Origin of the sequence: Ilumatobacter sp., assembly GCF_041688325.1 — a bacterium.
Taxonomy (GTDB): domain Bacteria; phylum Actinomycetota; class Acidimicrobiia; order Acidimicrobiales; family Ilumatobacteraceae; genus Ilumatobacter_A.
The window spans coordinates 24,498-51,061 of record NZ_JBDNIJ010000025.1 but is presented as its reverse complement, the minus strand read 5'-3'; the positions used below and the strand labels follow the sequence as shown (position 1 = coordinate 51,061).

The 26,564-nt window shown below is 63.0% G+C and carries 26 protein-coding genes and 1 pseudogene; 20 read left to right on the top strand and 7 right to left on the bottom strand.

The annotated features are described in order from the left end of the window. Together ACH2EI_RS02065 and ACH2EI_RS02060 are read right to left on the bottom strand one after the other, a co-directional pair. On the bottom strand, positions 1-495 hold a 495-nt coding region (locus tag ACH2EI_RS02065), incomplete at its 3' end, for a M48 family metalloprotease (protein ID WP_395158988.1). Beyond that, the gene (locus ACH2EI_RS02060) at positions 492-845 is read right to left on the bottom strand and encodes a BlaI/MecI/CopY family transcriptional regulator (RefSeq protein ID WP_395151992.1); all 354 of its coding nucleotides are present in this window, start codon (positions 843-845) and stop codon (positions 492-494) included. The genes ACH2EI_RS02065 and ACH2EI_RS02060, both read right to left, overlap by 4 nt. Positions 846-1,439: 594 nt before the next feature. Between ACH2EI_RS02060 and ACH2EI_RS02055 the strand changes: the two genes are divergently transcribed. After that, entirely contained in the window at positions 1,440-2,867 is a 1,428-nt protein-coding gene (locus tag ACH2EI_RS02055; protein ID WP_395158986.1) for an aldehyde dehydrogenase family protein, read from the top strand. A gap of 221 nt (positions 2,868-3,088) precedes the next feature. After that, positions 3,089-3,199 (top strand): annotated as a pseudogene (locus ACH2EI_RS02050) (LuxR C-terminal-related transcriptional regulator); the annotation flags it as partial. A 244-nt stretch (positions 3,200-3,443) separates the two neighbouring features. Here ACH2EI_RS02050 and ACH2EI_RS02045 read toward each other — a convergent pair. Next, the gene (locus ACH2EI_RS02045; RefSeq protein WP_395151988.1) at positions 3,444-4,355 is read right to left on the bottom strand and encodes a DMT family transporter; all 912 of its coding nucleotides are present in this window, start codon (positions 4,353-4,355) and stop codon (positions 3,444-3,446) included. Positions 4,356-4,427: 72 nt separating this feature from the next. Between ACH2EI_RS02045 and ACH2EI_RS02040 the strand changes: the two genes are divergently transcribed. Next, positions 4,428-5,357: a LysR family transcriptional regulator gene (locus ACH2EI_RS02040; RefSeq protein WP_395158984.1), complete on the top strand. Its 930-nt coding sequence runs from the start codon at positions 4,428-4,430 to the stop codon at positions 5,355-5,357. A gap of 8 nt (positions 5,358-5,365) precedes the next feature. Here the strand turns inward: ACH2EI_RS02040 and ACH2EI_RS02035 are convergent, their stop codons facing one another. Continuing rightward, the gene (locus ACH2EI_RS02035) at positions 5,366-6,856 is read right to left on the bottom strand and encodes an AMP-binding protein (RefSeq protein WP_395158982.1); all 1,491 of its coding nucleotides are present in this window, start codon (positions 6,854-6,856) and stop codon (positions 5,366-5,368) included. Between the two features lie 117 nt (positions 6,857-6,973). On the opposite strand from ACH2EI_RS02035, the gene ACH2EI_RS02030 reads away from it, so the two are divergent. After that, positions 6,974-7,294 carry a DUF1330 domain-containing protein gene (locus ACH2EI_RS02030; protein WP_395154892.1) on the top strand — a complete coding sequence of 107 codons (321 nt, stop codon included), beginning with the start codon at positions 6,974-6,976 and terminating at the stop codon, positions 7,292-7,294. 4 nt (positions 7,295-7,298) lie between these two features. On the opposite strand, the gene ACH2EI_RS02025 is transcribed toward ACH2EI_RS02030, so the two are convergent. Beyond that, the gene (locus tag ACH2EI_RS02025; RefSeq protein WP_395158980.1) at positions 7,299-7,790 is read right to left on the bottom strand and encodes an SRPBCC family protein; all 492 of its coding nucleotides are present in this window, start codon (positions 7,788-7,790) and stop codon (positions 7,299-7,301) included. 95 nt (positions 7,791-7,885) lie between these two features. Here ACH2EI_RS02025 and ACH2EI_RS02020 point away from each other — a divergent pair, with 95 nt between their 5' ends. The 10 genes from ACH2EI_RS02020 (at position 7,886) to ACH2EI_RS01975 (ending at position 14,386) form a co-directional block, all read left to right on the top strand. Further along, positions 7,886-8,680: an enoyl-CoA hydratase/isomerase family protein gene (locus ACH2EI_RS02020; RefSeq protein ID WP_395158978.1), complete on the top strand. Its 795-nt coding sequence runs from the start codon at positions 7,886-7,888 to the stop codon at positions 8,678-8,680. Between the two features lie 36 nt (positions 8,681-8,716). Then, positions 8,717-9,955: an acyl-CoA dehydrogenase family protein gene (locus tag ACH2EI_RS02015; protein ID WP_395158976.1), complete on the top strand. Its 1,239-nt coding sequence runs from the start codon at positions 8,717-8,719 to the stop codon at positions 9,953-9,955. Further along, a complete protein-coding gene (locus ACH2EI_RS02010) occupies positions 9,952-10,758 on the top strand; it encodes an enoyl-CoA hydratase/isomerase family protein (protein WP_395154896.1) in 807 nt (268 codons plus the stop codon). The genes ACH2EI_RS02015 and ACH2EI_RS02010 overlap by 4 nt, the downstream gene beginning before the upstream one ends. Before the next feature lie 61 nt (positions 10,759-10,819). Beyond that, positions 10,820-11,623, top strand: a complete 804-nt coding sequence (locus ACH2EI_RS02005; RefSeq protein WP_395154897.1) for an enoyl-CoA hydratase/isomerase family protein — start codon at positions 10,820-10,822, stop codon at positions 11,621-11,623. Continuing rightward, positions 11,620-12,015 carry a PPOX class F420-dependent oxidoreductase gene (locus ACH2EI_RS02000; RefSeq protein ID WP_395154898.1) on the top strand — a complete coding sequence of 132 codons (396 nt, stop codon included), beginning with the start codon at positions 11,620-11,622 and terminating at the stop codon, positions 12,013-12,015. Before ACH2EI_RS02005 ends, ACH2EI_RS02000 begins: the two co-directional genes overlap by 4 nt. Before the next feature lie 189 nt (positions 12,016-12,204). Continuing rightward, positions 12,205-12,468: a type II toxin-antitoxin system Phd/YefM family antitoxin gene (locus ACH2EI_RS01995; RefSeq protein ID WP_395154899.1), complete on the top strand. Its 264-nt coding sequence runs from the start codon at positions 12,205-12,207 to the stop codon at positions 12,466-12,468. Between the two features lie 2 nt (positions 12,469-12,470). Continuing rightward, positions 12,471-12,902 carry a type II toxin-antitoxin system VapC family toxin gene (locus ACH2EI_RS01990; protein WP_395154900.1) on the top strand — a complete coding sequence of 144 codons (432 nt, stop codon included), beginning with the start codon at positions 12,471-12,473 and terminating at the stop codon, positions 12,900-12,902. Positions 12,903-13,137: 235 nt separating this feature from the next. Continuing rightward, positions 13,138-13,299 (top strand): RNA polymerase sigma factor, encoded by a 162-nt coding sequence (locus ACH2EI_RS01985; RefSeq protein ID WP_395154901.1) that lies wholly within the window; start codon positions 13,138-13,140, stop codon positions 13,297-13,299. A 1-nt stretch (position 13,300) separates the two neighbouring features. Further along, positions 13,301-13,927, top strand: a complete 627-nt coding sequence (locus ACH2EI_RS01980) for a hypothetical protein (RefSeq protein ID WP_395158974.1) — start codon at positions 13,301-13,303, stop codon at positions 13,925-13,927. A 141-nt stretch (positions 13,928-14,068) separates the two neighbouring features. Further along, on the top strand, positions 14,069-14,386 hold the full coding sequence (locus tag ACH2EI_RS01975; RefSeq protein ID WP_395154903.1) for a hypothetical protein: 318 nt from the start codon (positions 14,069-14,071) through the stop codon (positions 14,384-14,386). A 285-nt stretch (positions 14,387-14,671) separates the two neighbouring features. Here ACH2EI_RS01975 and ACH2EI_RS01970 read toward each other — a convergent pair whose 3' ends face one another. Together ACH2EI_RS01970 and ACH2EI_RS01965 are read right to left on the bottom strand one after the other, a co-directional pair. Further along, entirely contained in the window at positions 14,672-16,591 is a 1,920-nt protein-coding gene (locus tag ACH2EI_RS01970; protein WP_395158972.1) for an ABC transporter ATP-binding protein, read from the bottom strand. Next, positions 16,588-18,324 (bottom strand): ABC transporter ATP-binding protein, encoded by a 1,737-nt coding sequence (locus ACH2EI_RS01965; RefSeq protein WP_395158970.1) that lies wholly within the window; start codon positions 18,322-18,324, stop codon positions 16,588-16,590. Before ACH2EI_RS01965 ends, ACH2EI_RS01970 begins: the two co-directional genes overlap by 4 nt. A 197-nt stretch (positions 18,325-18,521) precedes the next feature. On the opposite strand from ACH2EI_RS01965, the gene ACH2EI_RS01960 reads away from it, so the two are divergent. Genes ACH2EI_RS01960 through ACH2EI_RS01935 form a run of 6 tightly spaced genes read left to right on the top strand, consistent with a single transcriptional unit; the run spans position 18,522 to position 26,507 of the window. After that, positions 18,522-20,222 (top strand): ABC transporter substrate-binding protein, encoded by a 1,701-nt coding sequence (locus tag ACH2EI_RS01960; RefSeq protein ID WP_395154906.1) that lies wholly within the window; start codon positions 18,522-18,524, stop codon positions 20,220-20,222. A gap of 56 nt (positions 20,223-20,278) precedes the next feature. After that, positions 20,279-21,232: an ABC transporter permease gene (locus ACH2EI_RS01955; RefSeq protein WP_395154907.1), complete on the top strand. Its 954-nt coding sequence runs from the start codon at positions 20,279-20,281 to the stop codon at positions 21,230-21,232. 23 nt (positions 21,233-21,255) lie between these two features. Beyond that, positions 21,256-22,128: an ABC transporter permease gene (locus tag ACH2EI_RS01950; RefSeq protein ID WP_395154908.1), complete on the top strand. Its 873-nt coding sequence runs from the start codon at positions 21,256-21,258 to the stop codon at positions 22,126-22,128. Further along, positions 22,125-23,960, top strand: a complete 1,836-nt coding sequence (locus ACH2EI_RS01945) for a dipeptide ABC transporter ATP-binding protein (RefSeq protein ID WP_395154909.1) — start codon at positions 22,125-22,127, stop codon at positions 23,958-23,960. The genes ACH2EI_RS01950 and ACH2EI_RS01945 overlap by 4 nt, the downstream gene beginning before the upstream one ends. Beyond that, the gene (locus ACH2EI_RS01940; protein ID WP_395154910.1) at positions 23,957-24,925 is read left to right on the top strand and encodes an endonuclease/exonuclease/phosphatase family protein; all 969 of its coding nucleotides are present in this window, start codon (positions 23,957-23,959) and stop codon (positions 24,923-24,925) included. The genes ACH2EI_RS01945 and ACH2EI_RS01940 overlap by 4 nt, the downstream gene beginning before the upstream one ends. 4 nt (positions 24,926-24,929) lie before the next feature. Further along, positions 24,930-26,507, top strand: a complete 1,578-nt coding sequence (locus ACH2EI_RS01935; protein ID WP_395158968.1) for an alpha/beta fold hydrolase — start codon at positions 24,930-24,932, stop codon at positions 26,505-26,507. The last annotated feature ends 57 nt before the right edge of the window (positions 26,508-26,564 follow it).

Here is a 26,564-nt window from a genome sequence, read left to right as displayed (position 1 = left end):
TCGGGCGTGTGCTTGCTCGTGCGCCAGGACCACGTCGAACTCGTCGTCCTCAAGCGCGTTTCGTAGACCGCCCGATATAGCGATCGTGCCGGCCGGGCCGGGGAGTGTGTAGGCGTAGATTTCGTCAGTGTCGATGAACTCGACGGAGCGCGCTCCGGTGCAGCGAAGTTGCTGGTGGTGTGCAAGGACGCGTGCGGCGCGGATCGTTCCGACGAGCGCTGCGGCCAGTGAGGCGATGCCGACGAGGGCGCCGAAGGGTCGATACTCAGGGAGGAGATGGCGGGACCAGTCGATGACTGGGTTGTGGAAGCCAATGTGGGCAAGGCCACTGAGCCCGATCAGCCACAGTGTTGGGACCGCAGAGATCGCCACTGCAGCGAGGAGCAAAGCGCTGCAACGCGCTGCCGCGGCCGGGCTGAGCCGGTCGAGGCGACGGCTCCCAGCGAGCGCAACGCCGAGCGTAACGACGAGGGGGAGTGCAACGAAGTTGATCACGGTGCGTCGTTTAAGATGGCGAAGAGTTGGGCGGCGTCGGCGGGGTCGAGTGCTTGCGCGAATCCGGCGAGCGCGGATTGGCGGTCCGATGCTGCATGAAGGATCGTGCGTAAGCGTTGCGCGGTGAGGTCTGCTTCGCTGCTCGCCGCCTCGTACCGGTAGGCGCGGCCGGACCGCTTTCGGGTCGCCAAGCCTTTGTCGCACAGCCGGCCGAGAATGGTGGCAATGCTGGTGTAGGCGAGGTCGGTGCTCATGTCCTCGATGACGTCACTGGGGGACGCCGGCTGGTTGATGTTCCAGAGTGCCCGGAGGACATCTGTTTCGAGGGCGCCGTCGGCTCGTCGCGTCATAGTGCTGGTGTTGTTTCTGATGTGGCGGCCTGGTCGAGACTGCTGGTGGACGGTGTCGGTTCTGACTTCGACGTTTGAATTTCTACATTGTGTCGTACGTTGGGGTTGTGCGGCAACTCGTTCATGCAACCAACTCGGTTCGGACCGAGGAGGACAGGGGCCCGTTGCGCATCGTGCCATGGTGTCGATCACAGGTCTCGAGAACGATGAGATCGACGAGATCATTGGGTACGTCCGTTCCGAGCAAGAGCGGCAGGGTTTCGAACAGTCACCATCCTCAGACCTCAACATGCTCCGCGACCGCTGCGTTGTCACACCGAGGTCAGCTTGGTTTCAGAGGGTGAGTGTGACACGTTGCCGCCGGCGCAGTACGGGTTGGGGGAGTGGTCACCACGGCTGCTGTTGTCTGGTCTCGCTCTCAATCGCATGAACCAATGCGCGTAGTTATCGTCGACCTTGTCGGGTTCGGCCACTCACTCGACGAGGACCGCACCGACTTCGCGTCATTTCTGGGCTCGGGCAGCGCGACGAGTTTTTGTCCCGTATTTCCACCATGATCTGGAAGCGAACACCCCGCCTGAGGAGGCGCATCACATGACCAACACATGCAGCCCTGCAGCCGCTGATTCCCCCGGCCAACCCGAGTTCGATGCAGATCGAATCGTCGAGACGATCCGGAACGGCTTCGACAGTGGGCTGACCCGGTCACTCGAGTGGCGCCGCAACCAGCTGAATGCAATGAAGGCAATGCTGCGTGAGAACTCTGACCAGCTTCTTGCCGCACTTGCCACCGACCTCCACAAGCCTGCAACCGAGGCTTGGGCGACCGAGATCGGTTTCACGCTGACCGATATCGGCTACCAGAAGTCGAACCTTGCGAAGTGGTCTGCACCGCGCAAGGTGAAGGTCCCGCTGGCCTACCGACCGGCGACGGCGCGCATCGTGCCAGAGCCGAAGGGCGTGGTGCTGGTCATCGCTCCGTGGAACTACCCACTGCAGCTGTTGCTGTCGCCGATGGCCGCAGCGATCGCCGCCGGGAATGCAATCGTCGCCAAGCCGTCAGAGCTGGCTCCGGCGACATCCGACGCCCTCGTCGAATTATGCGCGAAGTATCTCGATCCGGCGACTATTGCCGTCGTTGGTGGTGGGGTCGATGAGTCGAGCGCTCTGCTCGAACAACGATTCGATCACATCTTTTTCACCGGCGGCACACGTGTCGGAAAGATCGTGATGCATGCCGCTGCCGAACACCTGACACCCGTGACCCTGGAGTTGGGTGGCAAGAGCCCGGCGATCGTCGCCGCCGATGCCGACATCGAGGTCGCCGCTCGGCGCATTGCCTGGGGCAAGTTTGTGAACTCTGGCCAAACCTGCATCGCTCCTGACTATGTCCTCGTGGCCCGACCGCTGCGCGACCGTCTCGTCGAAGCCATCGAGCAGTCGGTGACTGATTTCTACGGGGCCGACCCGCACGCCAGTGCCGACTACGGCCGCATCATCAGCGACGACCATTTCGCACGCGTCGCTGCATTGATCGGGGGCGAAGGCAGTGGAACCATCGCCTTCGGCGGGACCACCGACTCGTCCGACCGCTACATCGCTCCGACGGTGCTGATTGATCCTGACCCCGACTCCGATGTCATGACCGATGAGATCTTCGGCCCGGTGCTCCCGGTGATCAGTGTTGATGACATCGACGAAGCCATCGACTTTGTCAACGGCCGTGAGAAGCCGTTGGCGCTCTACATCTTCACCGACGACGACACGACCGCACAACGGACCATCGCACGCACGTCATCAGGCGGTGTCGGTGTCAACGGAACAATTCTCCATATCGGGCCTCCCGATCTTCCCTTCGGAGGTGTCGGACCGAGCGGCATGGGTTCGTATCACGGCGAGGCAGGCTTCGAGACGTTCAGCCACCTCAAGTCGGTGTTGGACAAGCGCACGAAGCCGGATCTGAAGGTGTTATATCCGCCGTATTCGAGCATGAAAGAACGTCTCATCAAGCTCGTGCAGTGACAATGCGTCTGCGTGATGGTTTTGGCTGAAATGGGCACCAAAAACATCACGCTGACGTGCTCGCAACTCTGAGCTTCGCCCTACTCCGTTGGTGCGACGATGAAAATCACGCTGCCAGCGTTGCTCATCCACCAAAATCTTGCGGTGGAGTCCGTGCATCACACCGAAGCCGAAGAGCAGTCCAATTGCGACGCCCAGGACTGCGCTGAACGAGGCCACGAGAGGCAACGGCGAAAACTCACGTCAGCCGACTCCTCACGAAACTTGGCGTGCGTGATCGAGTGCAAGCCGTCGTGCTCGCCTACGAGAGTGGGATCGTGCAACCCGGCTCGGAATCACCGACTGGAGCGATGGCGGCTTACCCACTGACGGCTTGGCGCAGTGAGCTGCACTCCGTCGTCGCTCACGGAAGCAAAACTGGTTGGGTCGATCACGTACCCCGTGCCGGTGGTAATCAGCACGTAGCCGAGCGCCAACGCGGGCGTACGTCGGCGGCCTGACCGCGTCGTCGGCCGACATCGGTGACCGTGATCAACCGCGACCAGCGCTGGTCTGGAACCTCGCCGAACGGGACCGTTAGCGGTGGCCGGTCCAGCGGGAAGCGACACCAACACCACCGCAGACCAGGCCGGCGCCAACGAGTTGTGCGGTGCCGAGCGGAACACCCATCAATGTCCAACTCGCAGCGAGCGCCACCACGAACTCGAGGCTGCCGATCATCCCGGTTGCTCGATCGCCGGCCAGGGGTGCGCCCCAGGTGACGAGCGCAGCGGGGATGGCAAGTGTGCAGAGGGTGAGGAACACGACGGCGAGGAGTGCATCGGTCGTCATCGGGGCGATATGCAGGCCGGTTCTCGCCAGTGTGAGGGGGAGGAGTACCGACACGCCTCCGGCTGCTCCGGCGAGGATCTTCGGCGCCGTGGGCATCGCTGCAGCCGGGCCACTGAGCACCAGCAGGTATGTCGCCCATCCGATCGGAGCGGCGACGGCGGGCAGGAGTGAGATGGCGACCGAAGTCGACATCCCAGTCGGGCCGACACTCAGGACGACGCCGAACAGAATCGTGCCGGCAACAGCGATTTCTCGGGCATGCAACGGGCGCTTCCACACGATTGCGGAGAGGAGGAGTACGACGACCGGGTACGTGTAGTAGACGACGGTTGCTGCTGCGACCGGTGCCCGGTTGAGCGCGAGGAAGTATCCGGCGAAGCCAAGCATGCTGACCGCTCCGCCGGCGAACACGATCAATGACTCGCGTCGCCAACCGTGCAGCTGCGGTGCGCAAGGTGCGAGAACAACGAAGAGTACCAGGATGCGGAGGAACGATGCGGCAATCGGATCGATGCCGGCATCGAACGCGCGGGTTGCGAAGTACGGACTGAATCCAAAACCGACAGCGGCGGCAGCCACGGCAACTGTTGGCCGAGCGGTCTTTGTGCTGCCGGTTGCTCCCGCAGGGTGCCGGGTGTCGTTGATGATCGTGCTCACCTCTCCAGTATCAGAGTGGTAAACCATCCCGTCCAGCGCGTCTTAACCCTGTAAATGATGCAGAATGTGCATGTGTTGGATCGCGCTCATCTGCAACTCCTGGCGGCTCTTCGGGAGATGGGCCGTCTGGGCGACGCAGCACGACGCCTGCACCTCAGCCCGTCTGCCGCGAGCCACCGACTCGCTGAAGCAGAACGCCGGGCCGGGACGCGGCTCACCACCACCAGCGGCCGCACGATTCGCCTCACGCCGGCGGGCGAACACCTCGCAAACAGCGCAGACGACATCGAACGGCAGATCAACCGAGCGTTACTGACGGCCCGGTGGATCGGCAGCGATGAGCCAGAACGGATTCGCGTCGCAGTTGGCTTCTACGACACGGCGGGCTGGTTGATCGACACGTTTGCACCCGTCGATGGTCACGCCCGGATGGAGCTGCTTCGGTTCAGGGACGAAGACCTTCTCGACGCGGTCCGTTCTGGGGCGGCTGATCTGGCCATCGCCCCGTGGTCGACACGGCCGACAGGGCTCAACGCGTTGACGCTTGCCTCAGATGTGCTCGTCGCAGCAGTTCCGGCTGACAGCACGTTCGCCACCAGCGGGCCGATCAGCCCAGAAGACCTCTACGCGGAGACCTTCCTGACATCGGACTATCGACCGTCGCGTGGTTTCGAGTTCCACGAGTTCTTCCTCGCTGCCGATGTCGTCCCGACGACGGTCGTTCAGGTGCAGTCACTCGAGATGCTGCTCAGGCTGGTTGGCGGCGGCCATGGCGTCACGATCCAGCCGTCGATGGTCCTGACGTGGAACCGCCCGCACCGCACGGTCGTCGTCGCACCGCTGGCAGGCCGCAACATCACCGTGCAGTGGTTGGCGATCTCCCGTACCGATTCGTCTGACGCAGTGGGCGCGGCTGCGGACCGAATCGCTGAGGCATTCACCGCAGCATCTGAGCGCGGCGAAGGATCGCCGGAACACTTCAACCCGACGATGGCGCGATAACTGCTCGCTCAGTCGGTGAACAGGGCAGCGTGCTCAGTTCGCAGTGTTGCCTTCTGGACCTTCGACATGGCGTTGCGCGGGAGCTCGCTCGCGTCGATGTACTGCTTGGGATGCTTGAATCGAGCGAGAACGCCATCGAGCGCGGCTGCGAGCTGTATGTCGGTCACCTCGGCCGAACCATCGCGGACAACGATGGCGACCACAGCCTCGCCGAAGTCCGGGTGGGGCACTCCGATGACGCCGGTCTCAAGGACGCCCGGTACCTCGTCGAGGACCATCTCGATTTCCTTCGGGTACACGTTGTAGCCGCCGCTGATGATCATGTCACTCGACCGACCCTCGAGCGTGAGGCGGCCTGCCGCGTCGACCGAGCCGACATCACCGGTGATGAACCAGCCGCCGTCGCGATGCTCCGCTGCTGTCTTTTCGGGCATCTGCCAGTAGCCGGCGAACAGGCCGGGGGAACGGATCTCGACGACGCCGGTCTGGCCGGTCGGCAGCTGAGCGCCGTCGTCGTCGCTGACCCGAAGCTCGACGCCTGGAAGTGGAAACCCGACGGTCCCCGGGACGCGTTCGCCGTCGTAGGGGTTCGACGTGATCATGCCGGCCTCGGTCATGCCGTAACGTTCGAGGATCTGCAGGCCGGTGCGGGCGGTGAAGTCGGCGTGGACCGCCTCGGTCATCGGCGCCGACCCAGACGTGAACAGCCGCACCGAGGCGCATACGTCGGTGGTGAACCGATCATCGGCGATGAGGCGTGTGTACTGCGTGGGGACGCCCATCATCACCGTGGCGTTTGGCAGTTGCTCGACGACTTCGGCGGGGCCGAACTTCGGCAGGAAGATGACCTCGTTGCCGCTGAGCATCGCGCAGTGCAGCGCCACGAACAGTCCGTGGACGTGGAAGATGGGCAGCGTGTGTAGGAGCACATCGTCGGGCCCAAAACCCCAGATTTCGTGCAGCGCCAGAGCGTTTGAGGTCAGGTTTGCATGGGTCAGCATGGCCCCCTTCGATCGGCCCGTCGTCCCTGATGTGTAGAGCATCGCTGCGACGTCGCCAGGAGCGCGTTCGATCACCTGGTCGAACGGGTCGGCAGCGTCGGCATCCTTCGCGAACGAGCCGGTTCCGTCGGTGTCGAGATGGACAACGCGGGTCGGCAGGCCATCGAGTGTTCCCGGCCGGGCGATGACGACGGCTGGGGCCGCGTCGTCGACGAAGTACCCGACCTCACCAGGCGTGTACGCCGTGTTCAAAGGAAGAAAGACCGCACCGGTCCGAAGGCATGCCAGGTAGAGCGCAACGTTGTCGGTCGACTTGTCGATCTGCACGACGACGCGATCGCCGACCCCAACCCCCAGATCTTGCAGAACTGTGGCCATGCGCGCCGACCGCTGATCGACGTCGCGGTACGTGAGCGATTCGCCGCCGGGAACCCGCAAAAAGGTGGCGTCGAGGTGGGAGTGGAAGTGTTCCGCCAGCGTTGAATACAGGTTGGTCACGAGCCGACCCTACGAGGGCGGGGTGTCCGGGGGCAGAGCTCGACGCTTGTCATGTCAAGATGGCTGAGCATCGCTGGCCTTTGGCGCCAGCTCTGATCCACATCGAGGAGCATCACCATGTCGAACGACACTGCCGCACAACCCGCGTATTTCATCGCCCACATCACCGTGAACGACGTCGAGGGCTACCGCAACTACGAAAAGGGTTTCTTCCCCGTCCTGAAGCCGTCCGGCGCCCGCTTCGTGACCTATGACGACAACGTCACCGTGCTCGAAGGCGAACGCGAGTCCGGCCGAACGATCATGATCGAGTTCCCGTCCGAAGAGGCATTGATGACCTGGTGGGATTCACCCGAGTACCGCGAGCTTGCCAAGGTGCGCCAGGCCGCCGTGACTACCCACTCGGTGAGTGTCGTCCACTCTTTGCCGCCCCGCTGACGCGTCAGGCGAATCGCTGCGGGTCAGCTTCGAGCAGCTTTGCGAGCTTCTTGACTGCCCGCTTGTTCTGGAGCCCGAAGACTGCGCCGAACACCTTGGCGAAAACAGCGCCGAGGGGCCCGCTGCCTTCGAATGCGTAGCTCCATTCGAGTTCGCACGCGCCGTCGCCGCGTGGTGTGCATTCGTAGTGCTCGGCGAAGGACTGCATCGGCAGCGTCGTCCGGTCGAAACGGAAGGCCATGCGTTCACCCTCGTCCCAGGTGAGGAAAAACTCTTCGATGGTCACGCCGGTCGTCGTCACCGTTCGCGTCGTGCCGACGCCGTAGGGCTCCGGAGATGTCCACTCGACGTCGATGCCGAGCCATTCCTTCCAGGCTGGGCCGTTGGCGAGACAATTGAAGAGTGTGCTTGCCGGAACAGCGATCGGCTGGCGAAGCGTCGATTGGTTCGGGCCGATCGTGGCGTAGTCGGCGTCGACGGAAGTGAGCTCGCGCATCTTGGGCATTGGATGATCCTGCCAGCTGAACACCGGATTACTCCACGGTCCTGCGACTCGGCCGGAGGTGATGGTGGCACGCGAAGATGGAGGCAATGACCGACGAACTGCTCTACGACATCGCCGGATCGGTGGCAACGATCACCTTCAACCGACCTGACCGGATGAACACGATCACACCGACCATGCTGAGCGATCTTTCGCGCCGGCTGTTGGAGGCTGATGCCGATGTCAATGTGCGAGTGATCGTGCTCACCGGCAACGGGCGCGCCTGGTGCGCTGGGCTCGACGTCGGTGCGGCGGCTTCTGGGACCGGTATCGGTGGCGACGGTGGTGCCGGAGCAACCGGTGAGTTCGATCTCCGCAACGCTCCGCCGGTGGTGCTGAACAAGATCGACACGCCAACGATCGCCGCGCTCAACGGAGGCGCTGCGGGGTACGGGATGGACCTCGCACTGGGCTGCGACATCCGACTGGCTGCCAGCAACGCCAAGCTGTCGGCGGCATACACAGCGCGAGGGCTGGTTCCTGAGAGTGGCGGTACGTGGCTGCTTCCACGGATTGTTGGCTGGTCGAAGGCGGCGGAGTTGCTGTTCACCGCTCGAACATTGACAGCACCTCAGGCACTCGAACTCGGGTTGGTCAGCCAGGTTGTCGATGCCGACCAACTCGCCGCAACAACGGCTGCTCTGGCTGCTAAAATTGCAACCAATGCACCCCTCGCTGTGCGAGCTGCAAAGCGTTTGATGCGTCATGCCATGACCGAAGGTTTGGAAGATCACGTGCAGCGGCAGTATCTCGCTCTCCTCCCGCTCTTCGGGACCAAAGACTTCCAGGAAGGTCTCGCCAGCTTTCTCGAAAAGCGTCCGCCGTCATTTAATGGGGAATGAGTTGACGGGCACCGACAATCGGCCGCGAGCAGCACGATGACCATCACCGAGGCTGATATCCGTCGAGAGGTACTCGAGTGGTTCCACTCGGAGTGGGATCCGAACCTGGCGCTCCTTGAATGGCGTGACCGCTTCGTCACATCCGGCTGGGCCGTGCCGTCATGGAGCACCAACTGGTTCGGCCGCGGATTGCCAGCGTGGACCGATCGCGTTGCGCATCAGACGATTCGACAGGCCGGGGGAGTGGCGGTACCGCTCGGCGGAGGCTTTGGGCTTGCGGCACCCACGATGTACGACCACGCATCGGACGCGCTGAAGGCGAAGTACCTCCGCAAGACACTGACGGGTGAGCTCACCTGGTGTCAACTGTTCAGCGAGCCGGGCGCGGGTTCAGATCTCGCTGGCTTGCAGGCGACGGCGAGGCGCGACGGTGACGAATGGGTCGTCAACGGACAGAAGGTCTGGAACACGTCGGCCGACCACGCCGACATGGCGATTCTCGTTGCACGTACCGACTGGGACGTCGCCAAGCATGCTGGGATCACCTACTTCTTGCTCGACATGCGCCAAGCGGGTGTTGAGGCCCGACCGATCCATCAAATGAATTATCGGACGTCATTCAACGAAGTCTTTTTGAGCGACGCCCGAGTGCCCCATGAGAACGTGGTGGGCAACGTCGGCGATGGCTGGCGTGTCGCCCGAGGCACACTTGCGCATGAGCGGTCATTCTCCACGCAACGCAATCTTGCCTTCGATCGATTGGCTACAGGTCGCTGCATCGACGAAGCGAAAGCCGAAGCAGCCGAGTACCTCAAGACCTACGAGTGGTACCCGCAACGGATGGGTCGCGCGGACCTTGTTGGCGAACGAGCTCGGGTCGCCGGTTTGGCAGGTCACCAGGTGCTGCGCAACGAGATTGCCGGGCTGGTCGGCTTTCAACGTGTCTCTGAATGGACCGCCGGTCGGGCCAAGGCCGCGCAGTCGCTTGGTCGAGCGCCAGGCTCTGAGGGTTCGATCGGCAAGCTCGCACTTTCGGAGGTCGCACGCAGGTCCAACCATGTGCACTCGATGATCACCGGAGCCAATGGGATGCTGCGCGAGACCGACGATCCGATCCACGAAACAGTCGCCGAGGTGTTGGTGTCAACTCCCGCACAGTCGATTGCAGGTGGCACCGACGAGATCCAGCGCAACATCATCGGTGAGAACGTCCTCGGTCTGCCGAAAGAACCGCAGCCCGACAAGGGCCAACCGTTCCGCACCGTCGGACAATGAGTAATGAGCCAGAGGTACCTGTGAGCAACACCGTGTTCGAAAATTCTGCCGTGCGAGCAACTGTCGATATCGACGGCGACCATGTCGCTGTTGTCGAACTCGTGACTCCGCCCAACAACTTCTTCTCGCTCGAACTGATCGGCGGGGTGGCCGATGCGTTCCAAGCGCTCGATGCCGACGACCGCTGTCGGTCGATTCTGCTGTGCGCTGCCGGCAAACACTTTTGCGCCGGCGCCGACTTCACGGCGGACGCAAGCGGATACACGACCGAGGAGTTGTACGCCGCCGCGGCGCGAATTGTTGACAACACGAAGCCGGTTGTCGCAGCAATCCAGGGTGCAGCGATCGGCGGCGGGCTCGGCCTCGCACTCACCGCCGACTTCCGGTTTGCCGCGCCGGAGGCTCGATTCAGCGCGAATTTTGCTCGGCTTGGCTTTCACCACGGCTTCGGCTTGAGTGTCACGCTGCCGCGCCTGGTCGGGCCACAAGCGGCTGCCGAACTGCTCTACACGGGTCGTCGGGTCACGGGGGATGAAGCTGCAGCGATGGGGCTCGCCGACCGCGTCGTACCGTTGAACGAACTCCGAACACAGGCCCGCTTGTTTGCCGGGGAGATCGCCAAATCTGCGCCGCTCGCAGTTCGCTCGATACGCGCAACGTTGCGTGGCGACCTGGCCGACCAAGTCAGAGCTGCCACGGTGCACGAGGCAGCCGAGCAAGCATGGCTGCGCACGACTGCGGACTTCGCCGAGGGAACCAGAGCGATGGCCGAGCGGCGAGAGCCAAAGTTTCGAGGCGCGTGAAGTCGGCGCACCCGGCGTCGAGTTCGGCTCGGGAGGTACCCGTCACGCGAGGATGGCACCCATGCCTGACAACCTGCTGATTGACCAGCCCGCGAGTGGCGTCACCCGCATCACGTTCAACCGTCCGGACAAGCTGAACGCCCTCACCGTTGGGATGGTCAACGATCTCCACGCAGCGCTCGACGCGGTCGATGCTGACCACGACTGTCGCGTTGTCATCCTCACCGGCGCCGGCCGAGGGTTTTGTGCCGGCCTCGACCTCGGTGGCTTTGGGGTCGTCGAGGGCACGGAGGGGCTCGGCCGTGTGCAGCGCGGCATGGCCACTCAGCAGCTGATCGCTGATGTCGTGCATCGGATGCGTGACGTACGCCAACCCATCATCTCGGCCATCAACGGTGCAGCCGCAGGCGGCGGGTTCGCCTTCGCATGTGCCAGCGACATTCGGTACGCCGGCGAAAGTGCAAAGTTCGGCACCGCGTTCGTCCGGCTTGGGCTCTCTGGTTGCGACATCGGTGTCAGTTGGATGCTGCCCCGCCTGATCGGAGCAAGCCGGGCCTGGGAGCTCCTGCTGACCGGTCGAGTGTTCGATGCTCAGGAGGCTGACCGCATTGGCCTGATCAGCCGGGTTGTCCCCGACGATGCGCTGATCGACACGGTGCTCGGCGTCGCTGCCGAAATTGCTGCGAACAGCCCGTTCGGCGTGTGGATGACGAAGGAGGCGATGTGGTCGAACCTTGAGATCCCGAGCCTGCGTGCCGGCATCGATCTCGAGAACCGCAACCAGATCATGGCCAGCCAGACCGCCGACGCAGCGCTGGGGATGAGTGGCATGCCTGGCCAGCAGCGCGACTGGACGAACACGTGATCACCGTTCCTGAGTCGCATGTCGCTCTGGTGAGCGAGCCGTATGGCTGCGTCATTACCACGCTCACACCGACCGGGCTGCCGCAGTCGACGGGCATGTGGTTTCTCTACGACGAGGGCCAGATGAGATTCTCGTTGCTGGAACACCGTAAAAAGTACCGGAACCTGCGCGAGAACTCTGCCTGCACGTTCTTCCTGATGAGTCCGACGTCGATGATCGACACGATCGAGGTACGCGGCCGGGCCGCGTTCGAACCGGATCCCGACAAGCTGTTCGTCGCAAAGGTTCGTACGCAGTACGGCGCTGACGGCCCGCCGTCCGACGGCCCCGACGACCATCGATGGATCGTTACGATCGTTCCCGAGCGAATCAACACAACGGGACGTCGCTGATCATTCTGTCTGGGCTGTCTGGGCTGTCTGGGCTGTCTGGGCTGTCTGGCAAGGCGAGGGAGTCGAGCACTTGGGCCACAATTACACCAGCCCTGCAGCCGCTGCTCATCAAGCGTTAGAGAGACATCGCCGTACTCGCGGTGGCCGAAGTGTACGTTTGGAATAGCCATGGGGTGTACACTGCCGTTTGTGGATGTAGCTGTCACAGAACTCAGAGCTCACCTCGGACAATGGATTGACGCAGCGCGTGATGGCAATGACATCGTCATCACCGATCGAGGGACGCCAGTCGCCCGAATCGTTGCGCTCAACGCCACTCCGGTGCTTGACCGTCTGACTGCCCAGGGCATCATCTGTCGCCCCGCCCGGTCGGCCCGCCCGATCGCTGGCGGTCGATCCCGACCGACGCCGAAGCGACCGGTCGCTGACACCGTGAGTGAGCAGCGTGGCTGAAGGTGGCGATCGTCTATTTCGATTCGAGCGCTCTCGTCAAACTGGTGCTCGACGAGACCGGCTCGGACACGGCAGTAGTGTTGTGGAACGCGTGCGACGCTGCATTGTCGAGCCGGCTCGCGTATCCAGAAGTCTGCGCAGCGCTCGCAGCAGCGGGTCGCAACCACGACCTCACTGAATCCGAGGCCTCCGCTGCGGCAGACGAGTGGGAGACGTTTTGGGCATCGATGCGTCCCATCGAACTCTCGGCCAATGTCGAAACGGTGGCCGGTGAACTGGCAGTCCAGCACCGACTTCGTGGAGCCGACGCAGTCCATCTTGCAAGTGCCCTCGCTCTCGGTTCAGCCGACATCACCATGGCGGCGTGGGACAAACGTCTGCACGCTGGAGCCGTCGCCGTTGGACTTGCTGTGGCTCCCGCAACGCTCGACTGAATTTCGGGGTGAAGCCAGAGGCTGAACCGATGACGACGACCAGTTCCGCGCCGACGGTGCGCCGATGCGCGTTCTGAGCGGCCGCCCGCTCGCGGAAATCCCGTACCCGAGTACTGGAACGAGCCGAAGTGCGGCGGTGATATGCGTTGGTGGGCGGCGCCTGAGCTGTGTCGAGACGAAGATTTTCTTTGGGGTGTGAAACGATCCGAGGACGGATCTCGGATCGGGCGAAGCGATGACATCGCTGACCGAGCCTCAGCGTGTTTCAGTGCTGCTTGTCCACGGCCATCGCTACACCTACGACGAAGTCGCCCAAATCCTCGGCGTATCGGCGGCAATCGTTCGCAACCACGTCCATCGCGGCCTTCGCGGCCTTCGCACACAACTCCGAGAATGACATGACCATCGACAACGAAGAACGCATCCGCCGCTACGCCGACATCATCGACGACGCGATCGACACCGATCAGGCAACCCGCCCGCACCACGCTGTTGCAACGAGCGACCGGGGCCGCAATCTCACTGGACCACTTCTCGTCGCTGCTGCCGCGACCGTCACGATCGTCGGACTCGGCCTGATCGTCACCAACTGCGACACCACGCCGCCGGCTGCGAGCGAGCCGATCGAAACCCCGAGCACGCTTCCGACCGTTGCTTCTCCCATCGATCCGACCGGTCAAGGGGTCGTCATCGACATGATTTTCCAGATCAACAACGACAACTACGAACCTGCCTGGGACTCCATCCGGGTGGTACCTGGCTCAGTCGGATGGTTCGACGCGACATCGGGCCTCCCCGATGACCTTGCGACCCAGCGAGGCCTGACGACCGACATGAGTCCGACTGCGTTGGCAGCGTTCTTCACGTGCGCCGAGTGGACGGTCGACGACGACGGGCCGCTCTGCAATAAGCTGATCGGCGGCAATGGCATCGAGCACATTGACTACGGCGACAGGGCCGGCCCGTACGTCGGGGTCGGGGTCCAAATCGGCGACACCGACGTCCGCTCGCCACTTTGGAACTAGGCGTACGGCGCACTGTGGGGCTACGAAACGATCGACACTGTCCCGGAACCGACCGAGATCTCGTTCGGTGACGTCACCGGGCTCAGCTATCGAGTCGACGATCCGGCCGACCTCGCATGGGAGTACGAACCCGGCATCGTCGTGTGGCTGCACACCCAGGGACTCAGCAATGAGCAACTCGCAGAGATCGCCGCCGGTGTCGAACCGGTCGAACTACCCGACCGTCTCCCACTTTTACTGGACGCGAGACCCGTCGATGTAGAGCCGGTTCCCCCATTGCCCGGCGACCGCGTCGAGGACCTGTTGTTGCTCGTGAGTGCGAATGGACCGCCGGTCCTCAAGTACGGGACGGTCGGCGGTCGACCGTGCCTGGCGTTCGAGTTCTTCCAGCAATGCCGATCGACCGAGGCAGCAGCGATGATCCCATCCATCGAGTGGGGCGACCGCATCCCAGAATGATCAGACCGGCCACCTCCCAAAGCGCACATAGCCAGCATTATGCGGGTAATCGGACGCTCCGTGGTCACGACGATGGATTGTCGGGGCACGCGTGTCCACAACGCACCAAACACCCCCGTCGACTACGTCATGGACACCCCAACAAGGACTCCAGATACGTGCCGGTCAGGGGCACATATATCGAGAGTGGCCGCAGGGCTTTCAACCCACCCAGATATGGCGAATATCTCGCGCCCCGATGCACTCGCAACACCAGAACCCAAGGAGCCATCCGCAAGACGAGGCTCAGGTCAGTTCGCCGGCGAATTGAGCGCCGTGCAGCCGTGCATACGCCCCACCTGATTTGAGAAGCTCGCTGTGGCTGCCCTGCTCGACGATGTTGCCGTCTTCCATCACGAGGATCACGTCGGCACCACGGATCGTCGAGAGGCGGTGGGCGATCACGAAACTCGTTCGCTGCGCGCGTAGCGCATTCATCGCCTCCTGGATGAGCACTTCGGTACGGGTGTCAACCGAGCTGGTTGCTTCGTCGAGGATGAGGATCGACGGGTTTGCCAGGAACGCTCGGGCGATCGTGATCAGCTGCTTTTCGCCGACGCTGATGTTGTCACCCTCGTCGTTGATCACCGTGTCGTAGCCATCTGGCAGCGCTCGGACGAACCTGTCGACGTAGGTGATCCGTGCCGCTTCAAGGATCTGTTCCTCGGTCGCGTTGGGATTGCCGTAGGCAAGGTTCTCGCGGATCGTGCCGCCGAACAACCACGTGTCTTGCAGCACCATGCCGACCTTCGAGCGCAGCTCTCGGCGGGGGTACGACGCGATGTCGCGGCCGTCGAGGCTGATTGTGCCGGCATCGAGTTCATAGAACCGCATGATCAGGTTGACCAGTGTGGTCTTTCCGGCGCCTGTGGGCCCGACGACCGCAATGGTCTGGCCGGGTTCGACGGTGAGGTTGAGATCATGGATCAATGACGTGCCCGGCACATAGGAGAAGTCGACCGAGTCGAACACCATGCGCCCAACGATTGCTGGCTCGTCGACGGTTGCTGCCTGTTCGGCAGTCTGTTCGTCGGCGTCGAGGAGTTCGAGGACTCGTTCGAGCGAGGCGATGCCCGACTGGAACGTGGTGGCCATCGATGCCATGCGCGTGAGTGGTTCGGAGAACTGGCGGGCGTACTGAATCATTGCCTGCATGTCACCGATGCTGATTGCTCCCGCCGAGATGCGCAGGCCGCCAACCACCGCAATGATCACGTACTGGATGTTGCCCATGAACGTCATCGCCGGCTGGATGAGGCTCGACATGAACTGCGCTGCGTAGCTGGCTTCGTACAGCCTGTCGTTGTCTTCGCGGAAGTGTTCGTCTGCTTCGCGATGTCGCCCGAAGCTTTTCACGATGGCATGCCCGGTGAAGACCTCTTCGGCCTGAGCGTTGACGGCACCGGTGTGCCTCCACTGCTCGATGAAGCGTGGCCCGGCCCGGCCGCCGATCTGCTTGATCAACACCAGCGAGAGCGGCACGGTGATGAGTGCAATGGCAGCGAGGAGTGGCGAGATGATGAACATCATCACCGTGACGCCGATGAGCGTGAGCAGCGAGGTGATGATTGAGCTGACCGTTTGCTGGAGGCTCTGGGCCAGGTTGTCGATGTCGTTGGTGACTCGGCTCAGTAGGTCGCCGCGGGCCTGGCGGTCGATGTAGCTGAGGGGGAGCTTGTTGATCTTTGTTTCGACTGATTCGCGCAGCCGATACATCGATCGCTGGACGACGCCGGCGAGCATGAATGACTGCCCGTAGGACAACATCCAGGAGATTGTGTAGAGCCCGGCGATGAACCAGAGCTTGGAGTGGAGTGCCCCGAAGTCGATGCCGTCACCGGTCTCGGCAAGTCGTTCGCGGACGCCTTCGACAATGATGTCAGTCGCCTGACCGAGCAGGCGCGGACCGACGACGATCAGCCCAACACTGCCGATCGTCAGGAACAGAATCAGCCAGAGCCGAGGCCGTTCGGTGCCCAGGATCTCGCCGAGCCGCTTGAGGGTCGGGCCGAAATTTGAGCTCTTCTCGGCCGGCATCCCCGGTGCGCCTCCGGGCCCGAAGCTGTTGCGGCGTGCCTCCGTACCGGTCGTCGTGATCGCCTCCCGGTCTTCGTCCGACAGAGCACCGTTCGGCGTGTCCTTCGAGGGAGTCGTGTCGTCACTCATGCGATCTCCTCGCGGTCGAACTGTGAATCGACGATCTCCGCGTACGTCGGACATGTCTCAAGTAACTGCACATGTCTGCCGCGGCCCACGACCCTGCCAGCTTCGAGGACGATGATTTGATCAGCATCAGCGATCGTTGAGACTCGCTGGGCGACGATCAGCAGCCCCGCGTGCGCGACGAGTGGTTTCAACGCAAGTCGGAGACGAGCATCGGTGGCGAGGTCGAGCGCAGAGAATGAGTCATCGAACACGTAGACGTCAGGCCGGGCAACGAGCGCTCGGGCGATAGAGAGGCGCTGCCGCTGTCCGCCCGACACGTTGGTGCCGCCCTGGGTGATCCTGCTGTCGAGCCCGTCGGGCATCGATTGCACGAAGCCCGAGGCCTGAGCAACTTCGAGAGCCGCCCACAGTTCATCATCGGTCGCTTCGGGGCGACCGAACCGCAGGTTCGATGCAACCGTGCCGCTGAACAAAAAGGCCTTCTGCGGGATGTAGCCGATCGATCCAGCGAGCAGGTCGGGGTCGAGCAAACGGACGTCGACGCCGTTGATCGCCACCGTGCCAGACGTGACGTCGGACAGCCGCGGAACCAGTTCGACGAGCGTGGACTTGCCAGAACCGGTACTTCCAATGATGGCGGTGGTGCGTCCCGGAGTGATCTTGAACGAGAGATCGCACAGAACGGGTGACTCGGCACCCGGATAAGTGAATGAGACGTCGGTGAACTCAACGGTGCCGCGTTCGGGCATCTCGGTGACCGGTGTTGCTGGAGGGACCACCGACGAATTGGTGTCGAGAACCTCGACGATGCGTTCGGCTGCGACGGCAGCACGAGGAAGCATCGACACCATGAACGTGAGCATCACCACTGCGACGAGGACCTGAACGAGGTAGCTGAGATACGCAACGACCGAGCCGAGCTCCATGTCGCCGGCATTGATGCGATCAGCGCCCAACCACAGCACGGCCACGCTCGACGCACTGATGAAGAACGTGACAGTTGGGAACATCAGCGACATCAAGCGGCCGGCGCGCAAGGACGTGGCGGTCAGCTCGTCGTTGGCCTGAGCGAAGCGCTGTACTTCTTGGGGCTCACGAACGAAGGCGCGTACGACGCGGATGCCGGTGATCTGCTCGCGGAGCACAGCGTTGATCCGATCGATCCGTAGTTGCATCTGCTGGAACGTCGGCACCATCTGCGAAATGATCACTGCCAGGACGCCGATGAGGATCGGGATGGCCACGAGCATGATGACCGAGAGGCCAACGTCTTCGCGGATGGCGAATACGATGCCGAAGACCATCGTGATCGGCGCAGCAATCATCATGGTGCACGTCAGAACGACGAGCATCTGGACCTGCTGTACATCGTTCGTAACGCGAGTGATCAGCGACGGCGCACCGAACTTGCCGACCTCGCGTGCCGAGTAGCTGGTGACCTGATGGAAGATGTCGCGGCGGAGGTCGCGGCCGAAGCTCATGGCTGCCAGCGCGCCGAAGCGCACCGCGCCGACCGCGAAGACGATCTGGATGAAGCTGAACACGAGCATGATGCCGCCGGTGCGCCAGATGTAGCCGTCGTCTCCCCGCAGGACACCCTTGTCAATGATGTCGGCATTGAGCGACGGCAGCGTCAAGGCGGCCGTCGTCTGGATCGCCTGGAGGACGACGACGATGGTGAGCAGTCGTCGGTACGGCCCGAGGTGGGTGCGCAGAAGTCGTCGCAGACTCACAGCTGAGCGCTCTGATTGACCTCGGGGACCGCGACGGTCAGAGACATATTCATGGGTCCAGGTAAGCACCTCGGGTCAGAAGTTCCCGAGGCGTTCTGTCAGAAATGTTGAATTCCTCGCGCCGTTTGCGAGCTGGCTATGATCCTGCAGTCGGCCGAGTTGGGCCGAGCGATAAAAATAACTTGGGGGTTACAGCTATGTCCGAAGATCGCAAACTCTGGGTGCCGCCGTCCGTCGGGCGTCGACGTTTACTCCTCGGCGCGGGTGCCGCCGCGGTGCTCGCGGCATGCGGCTCGAGTGGCGGTGAGACCGGCGCCCCGGCTACGAACGGCACGACGCCTCCGACGGATCCGCCGAGCGATACAACCGGCTCGACCGCAGCGGCCGGAACGGCTGCGCCCGATACCGCTGCGCCGGCAACCGATCCGCCGGCTGGTGGGCCCAAGAAGGGCGGCACGCTGCGTGTCGGCGTCGTCGGCAGCACGAATGACATCATGGATGGCCAGTACATCGTGTCGCGTGCCGACCAGGTTCGCCTCATCAGCTCGTGGGAAGGCATTGCCAACTACGACGACGACTTCAACCTCAGCTTCGAACACAGCCTTGGCGAAGAGATCGAGGTCGTCGCGCCTGACAAGTACGTCGTGCGTCTCAAGGAAGGTATCGAGTTCCACAACGGCAAGACCGTTGGTGCCGATGACCTCATTTACTCCTTCCAGCGTCTCATCGACCCGGAACTCGGTCTCGCTCCAAGCCTGCTGGAATTCATCAACAACGACAGCATGAAAAAGCTCGACGAACGGACGGTCGAGTTCAACCTGCTCGTTCCGAGCGTGGCGTTCCAGATCGGTCTCGCCGGCTATGCCGCAACAATTGTGCCCGAGGGTTACGAGCGCTTCAACGGCGACCCGTCGACGCAGATTGGAACCGGCGCCTTCAAGCTGAAGAGCTTCACGCCTGGCTCCGAGAGCGTCCATGTGCGCAACGAGAACTACTGGGGCGAGTCGTATCTCGACGAAGTACAGGTCATCGACTTCGCCGACCAGTCGGCTTTGGTCAATGCACTCTCATCGGGAGACATCGACGTCGCACTCGACATCCCGTTCGCCCAGGCCAGCACCATCGAAGCGAGCTCGGATCTGCAGCTCCTCGAGTCAACTGCCGGCAACTGGCAGACCATCACGATGCGCATCGATGTGCCGCCGTTCGACGACGTCCGTGTTCGTCAGGCCATGCGTCTGATCGTGGATCGGGAAGAAATGGTGCAGCGTGTGCTGTCCGGCCACGGCAGTATCGGCAACGACATGTACGGCTTGCTCGACGGTTCGTACCCGAAGGACTTCCCGCAGCGTGTGCAGGACATCGACAAGGCCAAGGCACTGCTTGCCGAGGCTGGCCAGAGCGACCTGAGCATTGAGTTGTTCGCTCCCGACGACACCGCAGGCCTACCCGAGTACGTCACGGCGTTCGCGTCGCAGGCCAAAGAAGCCGGGATCAACGTCACGGCTACTGTCCTCGACGGCGGCACCTACTGGGGTGCCGAATACACGGAACGTGTCTTCGCTACCAGCTACTGGAGTACGCGTCCGTACCTCAACCAGGTCGGAGCCGGCTCGCTTCCGACGGCCACGTACCAAGAGACCAAGTGGCCGCCCGCCGGCTCCAACTTTCAAGAGCTGTACAATAAAGCGCTTGCTGAGACCGATGAGGAGAAGCGCAACGCGATCATCCGGGAGATGCAAACGCTCGAGTACGAAGAAGGCGGCAACATCATCGCCTACTTCCAGAACCTGCTCGACGGGTACGCCAACTCCGTCAAGGGTGCGGTCGCACGACCGAACCTGTTGAACTTCGACCACTTCGGTCGCGGTTGGAAGAACATCTGGCTCGATCAGTGATCTGACGGGGCGGACGGTGCATCGTCCGCCCCGCTCGCACTGTTCCTCTGTTTCTCATGGGAATTTTTAAGCTCATTGTTCGACGACTGCTGCTTGGCGTCGTCACATTGTTGATCGTCTCGCTTGCCGTTTTCTTGTTGACGAACGTGCTCGGTGATCCGATCAAACGTCAGCTCGGGCGCGGCGCACTGCCCGACGTGGTGCGTGCACGCCGTGCCGAGCTGGGCCTCGATCGGCCCCTGGTCACTCGATACCTCGAATGGGTGAAAGGCCTGGTCACCGGCGACCCAGGCGTGTCCTTTGCGAACGGGACGCCGGTGTGGGATTTGGTAAAGGATCGCATCAACAACTCGCTGTTCCTGATGGCGATCAGTGCAGCAATATCGATCCCACTGTCGCTCTTTCTGGGTGCGTTCGCTGCGCTGCGACGTGATAGCTGGTTCGACCGCATCATGTCCAACCAGCTGCTCGTGCTTGCAGCGATGCCAGAGTTCGTGGTGGGCGCGCTGTTGACCGTGCTGCTGGCAACCAACGTCTGGCACGTCTTGCCCGCGGTGAGCCGTATCCGTCCGGGTGAGCCACCGTGGGCCGATGTCGACGGGCTCGTGCTGCCGGTGCTGACCCTTGCGCTTGCCGTGACGCCGCACGTCGGGCGGACGATGCGCGCCGCGATGATCGAAGTGCTCGAAAGCGACTATGTCGAGATGGCGCGCCTCAAGGGGCTGTCGGAGCGAACCGTGTTGTGGCGCCACGCCTTCCCGAACGCATTGGGCCCGACCATGCAGGTCATCGCGTTGAACATCGCGTATCTCGCCGGCGGTGTCGTCATCGTCGAGATCCTCTTCAATTTCCGCGGGCTCGGTATTGTGCTTCTCGATGCGATTCCTGACGCGAACGCGCCGGTGGTGCAGTTCGTTGCCATGTTCATCGCGACGATTTATGTCGTCACCAACCTGTTTGCCGACGTCGTCACGATCATCGTCACGCCCCGCCTGAGGACACGGCTGTGAGCGCGACCAATACCCCTGTCGTGGTGACACAGATTAATGAACCCGTTGAGATTGCTCAGCACGGTGTCGTCCGAGCGGCTTTGGGCTTGTGGCGGACGCGCATCGGCATTGCGTTGGTCGTGTTGCTCGTCGTCGTAGCGATTGTCGGCCCGTGGGTGGCGCCGTACGGCGCGGATGAGTTCGTCGGGACCGCCAACCTGCGAGACGTCCAAGGCGCCTGGCTCGGAACCGATTATTTCGGTCAAGACGTCTGGTCGCGATTCCTCCACGGTGGCCGATCGATTCTCTTCCTCGCATCGGTTGCCACGCTCATCGGTTTTCTGCTCGGATCGACAATTGGCTTGGTGGCTGCGTACGACCGAGGTCGACTCGACGATGTGTTGATGCGGGCAATGGATGTAATGCTCGCATTCCCTCAGTTGCTGTTGGCGCTGGTTGCGATCACCACGGTCGGCCCGCAGGCGTGGTTGATCATCGCCATCGTCGGGTTCACGACCGCTCCTCGGATCGCACGGATTACCCGTGGAGCCGCCGTCCCTGTGGTCGAGCGTGACTTCATTGGTGCCGCTGAGGCACTGGGCGAATCCAAGTTCCGGGTCATCACACGCGAGTTGCTGCCGAACATCATTGGTCCACTGCTCGTCGAGGCAAACCTCCGCCTCACCTACTCGATCGGCATCATTGCCGGGCTGGGCTTCCTGGGCTTCGCCACGGAACGCAACGCTGCCGACTGGGGCCTGATGGTGCAGGAAAACCGAGTTGCCCTGTCGGTGAACCCCTGGGGCACAGCACTTCCGGCGATCGCCATCGCCCTCCTCACCGTTGGCACCGGTTTGATGAGCGATGGCCTCTCGCGCACCGTGGCACGCATCGACCGAGGACGGCCAGACGCATGAGCACCAAATCAACTGGGCAGGCCGTCGCACTTTCCATCCGGGATCTTCGCCTTGATGTCGCCGAGTCCGGCAACGACATCGTCGACGAGATCACGCTGACCATCGGGAGGGGCGAAGTGCTCGGCCTGGTTGGTGAGTCGGGGTCCGGTAAGACCACCGTCGGCCTCGCCGTGCTGGGCCACGCACGTCGCGGCGTAGCGATTTCGGCCGGAGAGATCACCATCGAGGGTGCGAGCATCCTCGATCTTTCCGATCGTCAGCTCCGCAGTGCCCGTGGCAGCCTCGTCAGCTACGTGCCACAAGACCCTGGCACTGCGCTGAACCCCGCACTCCGTATCGGCCCACAGGTATTCGAAGTACTCGAGACTCACGGGTACGGGGCGAACCGTGCCGAGCGCGACGCTCGGGTCGCCGAAGCATTTGAGGAGGTCAAGCTGCCCTCCGACCGCGAATTCCTGCGTCGTTATCCGCATCAACTCTCCGGCGGCCAGCAGCAGCGTGTCGGGTTGGCAATGGCGTTCGCCGCTCGACCCGCAGTGATTGTGCTCGACGAACCGACCACGGGGCTCGATGTCACGACGCAGGCCCACGTGCTCGAAACGATCCGGTCACTCGCGTCGCTGTACGGAGTGGCTGCGCTGTATGTCACCCACGATCTGGCGGTCGTTGCGACGTTGGCCGACCGAGTTGCGGTCATGTACGCAGGGCGGATTGTCGAGCAGGCATCGACTGCTGAGATCTTTGCCGACCCAGCCCACCCCTATACCCGCTACCTCGTCGCTGCGGCTCCTGAGATGGGGAGCGATCGGCAATTGGTCGGCCTCGGTGGACGCGCTCCCTCACCTGGACAGCGACCTGTTGGCTGCGCATTTGCGCTGCGGTGCGAAGTGGCGACCGACCAGTGCCGCGAAGCATTCCCAGCCGTCGCGCTTGTCGGCGACGGCGCCATCACGCATGAAGTGCGCTGCTTCCACGCCTACGACGTGCCCGAGCGTACGGCGCGGCGCCAGGCTGCAACGGCGGCGCGAGCGATCGGTAACGAAGCCGCGTTGAGTATCCGAGGGTTCTCGGCTGGATACGCCGGGACCCAGGTGGTCCATGACGTCACGTTCGACATCGCCCGCGGGGAGAGCGTTGCCCTCGTCGGCGAATCGGGGTCCGGCAAGAGCACCCTGTCGCGTTCGATTGGCGGGCTGCATCACGAGTGGACCGGTGAGATCGAACTCGGGGGAGTGCCGCTCGCGCGCTCGTCCCGCGACCGCCCCGTCGGTCAACGGTTGTCGATCCAGTACGTCTTCCAGAACCCGTACAGCTCGCTTCACCCTCGCCGCTCGATTGCCGACACTGTGGCCCGGCCGTTGGCCATCGCGGGCGTCGACAAGGCGGAGGCGCGCCGAGAAGTCGACCGCATGTTGGAGCGAGTGTCGCTCAGCGCGGCCTATGGGGCGCGGTACCCCGACCAGCTCTCAGGTGGAGAGCGCCAGCGTGTAGCCATCGCCCGCGCACTCATCAGTCGACCCGACGTGTTGATCTGCGACGAGGTCACCAGCGCACTCGACGTCCTCGTGCAGGCAGCCACCATCGAACTGCTCGTCGACCTCCAAAATGAACTTGGCCTCGCGATGCTTTTTGTTACCCACAACCTGCCGCTGGTTCGGTCGATTGCACAGCGCGTCGCGGTGATGTCGGAAGGTCGCATCGTCGAACTCGGCACGGCGACCGACACGCTGACAAATCCACAGCAGGAGTACACGCAGCGCCTGCTTGCCGACACTCCGAGCATCCCCGACTTCGGTGAAGCTCCCGACCGTTCGTTCGCCGGCCCGCAGTGAGTACGTCGATCCGCCTCGTCAGCTACAACATTCAGTACTCGCGTGGCAAGGACGGCGAGTACGACCTTGAGCGCATTGCCGACACGGTGCGCGGTGCCGACATCATCGGGCTGCAGGAGGTCACGCGGTATCTCCGACCGAACACCGAGCAAGACCAGCCAGCCGAACTCGCAGCGTTGCTCGACGACTACTACTGGGTGTACGGACCGCCCGCTGACGTCGATGCGTCGATCCGTAACGACGACGGAACCATCATCAATCGTCGGGCTCAGTTCGGCAACATGCTGCTCAGCCGTTGGCCGATCACGTCGATGCGTCTCGAACTGTTCCCGCGACTGCGCACCTTCGACACCGTTGCGCTGCAGCGCGGAGCGCTTGAGGCTGTGATCGAACACTCGGACGGGCCGATCCGCGTGTACGTCGTGCATCTCGATCACCTGCTCGAACGCCACCGCGTCGCCGAGATCGAACACCTGCTGGCGTTCGCTGCGGATGCGTCTCGGCACGGCACTGCGGCAACCGGTCCGTCACGTTTGCTTGGAATGCCGAGCGAGGTACCCGACGACTACGTGGTGATGGGTGACTGCAACATGCTGCCCGAGTCGCCGGCCTATGTCGCGATGACCGGCGAGCCGGACTACTACTACGGGCCCATCATGACGTCCGATCGGTTGGTCGACACCTGGCGACTGACCGGACGCGACATCACCGACGGGGTCACATGGTGGGACGAACAAACGAAGTTCACCGAAGGGACACGGCTCGACTACGTGTTCGTCACCCCTGGCCTGGCAGAGCGGGTCGTCGCGGCCGGCATTGACGAAGAAGCCACCGGCTCAGATCATCAACCGGTGTGGATCGATCTTGCTGGTGCTGGTGCTGGCGATAACGATGGTGCTGATGCTGGAGATGGCGCCAGGCCAGCTCAGCGGCACCCTCTAGATGATCCGAACCGGCCGGGCTGATCCCATGAATGTCTCAACCGGAGGCGACCCGATCGCCCTGGTGATGGCAGGAGCGGCTGGCGTCGTGTTCGACAAAGACGGCACCCTGTTTGATCTTGACGCACGTTGGTACCCATTCTTCAGCGGCATCATCGATGATGTTGCAGAACGGCTGGGCGACGAATCGCTGCCAGTGGTGTTGACCAAGCTCCTCGGGGTCACTGAGGGCGGATTGGTCATCGACGGGCTCGCCGCGGTTGGTTCAGTCAGCGAGATCGGCACGCGAATCATCGAGGAGTTGGTGTCCTTGGGGCACGATTCCGATCTGGCTCGTGCCACCGTTGGTGAGGCGGCGGCTGACGCACGGTTCGGACCAGTCGCTCCGATCGGAGACATCGCGGGCACGCTCCGTGCACTGGCTGACAGAGGCTTCCGGCTCGGCATTGCCACATCCGACGGCGTCGTCAACACACGCGACGAACTCGTGGCTCACGACCTCGTTGATGTGTTCGATCCGGTGCGATGTGCCGACGACGGCGGCCCGGTCAAACCTGACCCGGCAGTGCTGCTCCAAATCGCAGCAGAGTGGAACGTTGCGCCGGCCGACATCGTCTTCGTCGGCGACAGTCGCCAAGACCTGGCAACAGCGCAGAGCGCAGGCACACGATTCGTCGCCCGATGTGACCCGACGGCCACACCGACATGGGCGGCCGCTGCAGCCGATGCAGTTGTCGGCGACATTGCCGAACTCGTCCGGAACTCACCGAGCCCGATGTCTGGTCCGTGGGCGATGAATGGTGGTGCCCGGCTGTGGTGGCAACGGACTCCCGGCCCGATTGGTGGGACCAGGCTGCTCTTGATCAACGGGCTCGGGTCGCCCTCAGTGGCCTACCAGCAGGGTTTCGTTGACCGGTTCGTCGAAGTCGGGTTCGACGTCGTGCGCTTCGACAACCGTGACGTCGGCCGTTCGTCGCGGTCAGTCGACGAGTACGACGCGAGCGACATGGCCGCCGATGCCATCGCAGTCCTCGACTCGGTCGGGTGGGACGATGCAGTCGTGTTCGGGCAGTCGATGGGCGGAATGATTGCGCAGCAGTTGGCGATCGAGTACCCCGAACGCGTGACCCATCTCGTTTCGCTGATGTCGTCCACCGGCAACGGCAGGGTCGGAGGCAGCGATCCTGCCATTCGCGAGGCGCTGCTCGCTGTCGCTCCCGATGATCGGGCCGGATGGCTTGATCATCGTGTCGAGACGGAACGGTTCTGGGCATCGCCTGATTTGTGGGACCCGGCTTGGGTCCGCGCCAAAGGTGCCGAGATGTTCGACCACGGCGTCGACCCGGCAGGGACACAACGCCAGTACGCGGCAGTGCTCCGCAGCCCAGTCCGCGACGACATGCTGCAAACGGTGCAGGTGCCGGCGCTCGTCATGCACGGCGCTGCTGACACGTTGATCGACCCCAGCGCAGGCCGGCACACTGCCGACTGCCTGGCGAATGCGCGTTACGTCGAAATCGACGGCCTCGGCCATGATCTCCCTCCAGGCATGTGGGCCCGTCTTGTTGACGAGGTCGCCGCGTTCGTTACGACGCCTTCGCCGTAGCGCCCGCAGCGGCCGGTCACACTGTGCCAGGCGCAGTGTGACCTGTCACACCGATCA

Excerpts from the sequence above, each read along its gene's own strand:
- ACH2EI_RS01985 (WP_395154901.1), top strand. The coding sequence starts at position 13,138 with ATGACATCGCTGACCGAGCCTCAGCGTGTTTCAGTGCTGCTTGTCCAC.
- ACH2EI_RS01960 (WP_395154906.1), top strand. The coding sequence starts at position 18,522 with ATGTCCGAAGATCGCAAACTCTGGGTGCCGCCGTCCGTCGGGCGTCGA.
- ACH2EI_RS02055 (WP_395158986.1), top strand. The coding sequence starts at position 1,440 with ATGACCAACACATGCAGCCCTGCAGCCGCTGATTCCCCCGGCCAACCC.
- ACH2EI_RS01945 (WP_395154909.1), top strand. The coding sequence starts at position 22,125 with ATGAGCACCAAATCAACTGGGCAGGCCGTCGCACTTTCCATCCGGGAT.
- ACH2EI_RS01970 (WP_395158972.1), bottom strand. The coding sequence starts at position 16,591 with ATGAGTGACGACACGACTCCCTCGAAGGACACGCCGAACGGTGCTCTG.
- ACH2EI_RS02025 (WP_395158980.1), bottom strand. The coding sequence starts at position 7,790 with ATGCGCGAGCTCACTTCCGTCGACGCCGACTACGCCACGATCGGCCCG.
- ACH2EI_RS01955 (WP_395154907.1), top strand. The coding sequence starts at position 20,279 with ATGGGAATTTTTAAGCTCATTGTTCGACGACTGCTGCTTGGCGTCGTC.
- ACH2EI_RS02020 (WP_395158978.1), top strand. The coding sequence starts at position 7,886 with ATGACCGACGAACTGCTCTACGACATCGCCGGATCGGTGGCAACGATC.
- ACH2EI_RS02005 (WP_395154897.1), top strand. The coding sequence starts at position 10,820 with ATGCCTGACAACCTGCTGATTGACCAGCCCGCGAGTGGCGTCACCCGC.
- ACH2EI_RS02030 (WP_395154892.1), top strand. The coding sequence starts at position 6,974 with ATGTCGAACGACACTGCCGCACAACCCGCGTATTTCATCGCCCACATC.
- ACH2EI_RS02010 (WP_395154896.1), top strand. The coding sequence starts at position 9,952 with ATGAGTAATGAGCCAGAGGTACCTGTGAGCAACACCGTGTTCGAAAAT.
- ACH2EI_RS02060 (WP_395151992.1), bottom strand. The coding sequence starts at position 845 with ATGACGCGACGAGCCGACGGCGCCCTCGAAACAGATGTCCTCCGGGCA.
- ACH2EI_RS01935 (WP_395158968.1), top strand. The coding sequence starts at position 24,930 with ATGAATGTCTCAACCGGAGGCGACCCGATCGCCCTGGTGATGGCAGGA.
- ACH2EI_RS02015 (WP_395158976.1), top strand. The coding sequence starts at position 8,717 with ATGACCATCACCGAGGCTGATATCCGTCGAGAGGTACTCGAGTGGTTC.
- ACH2EI_RS01980 (WP_395158974.1), top strand. The coding sequence starts at position 13,301 with ATGACCATCGACAACGAAGAACGCATCCGCCGCTACGCCGACATCATC.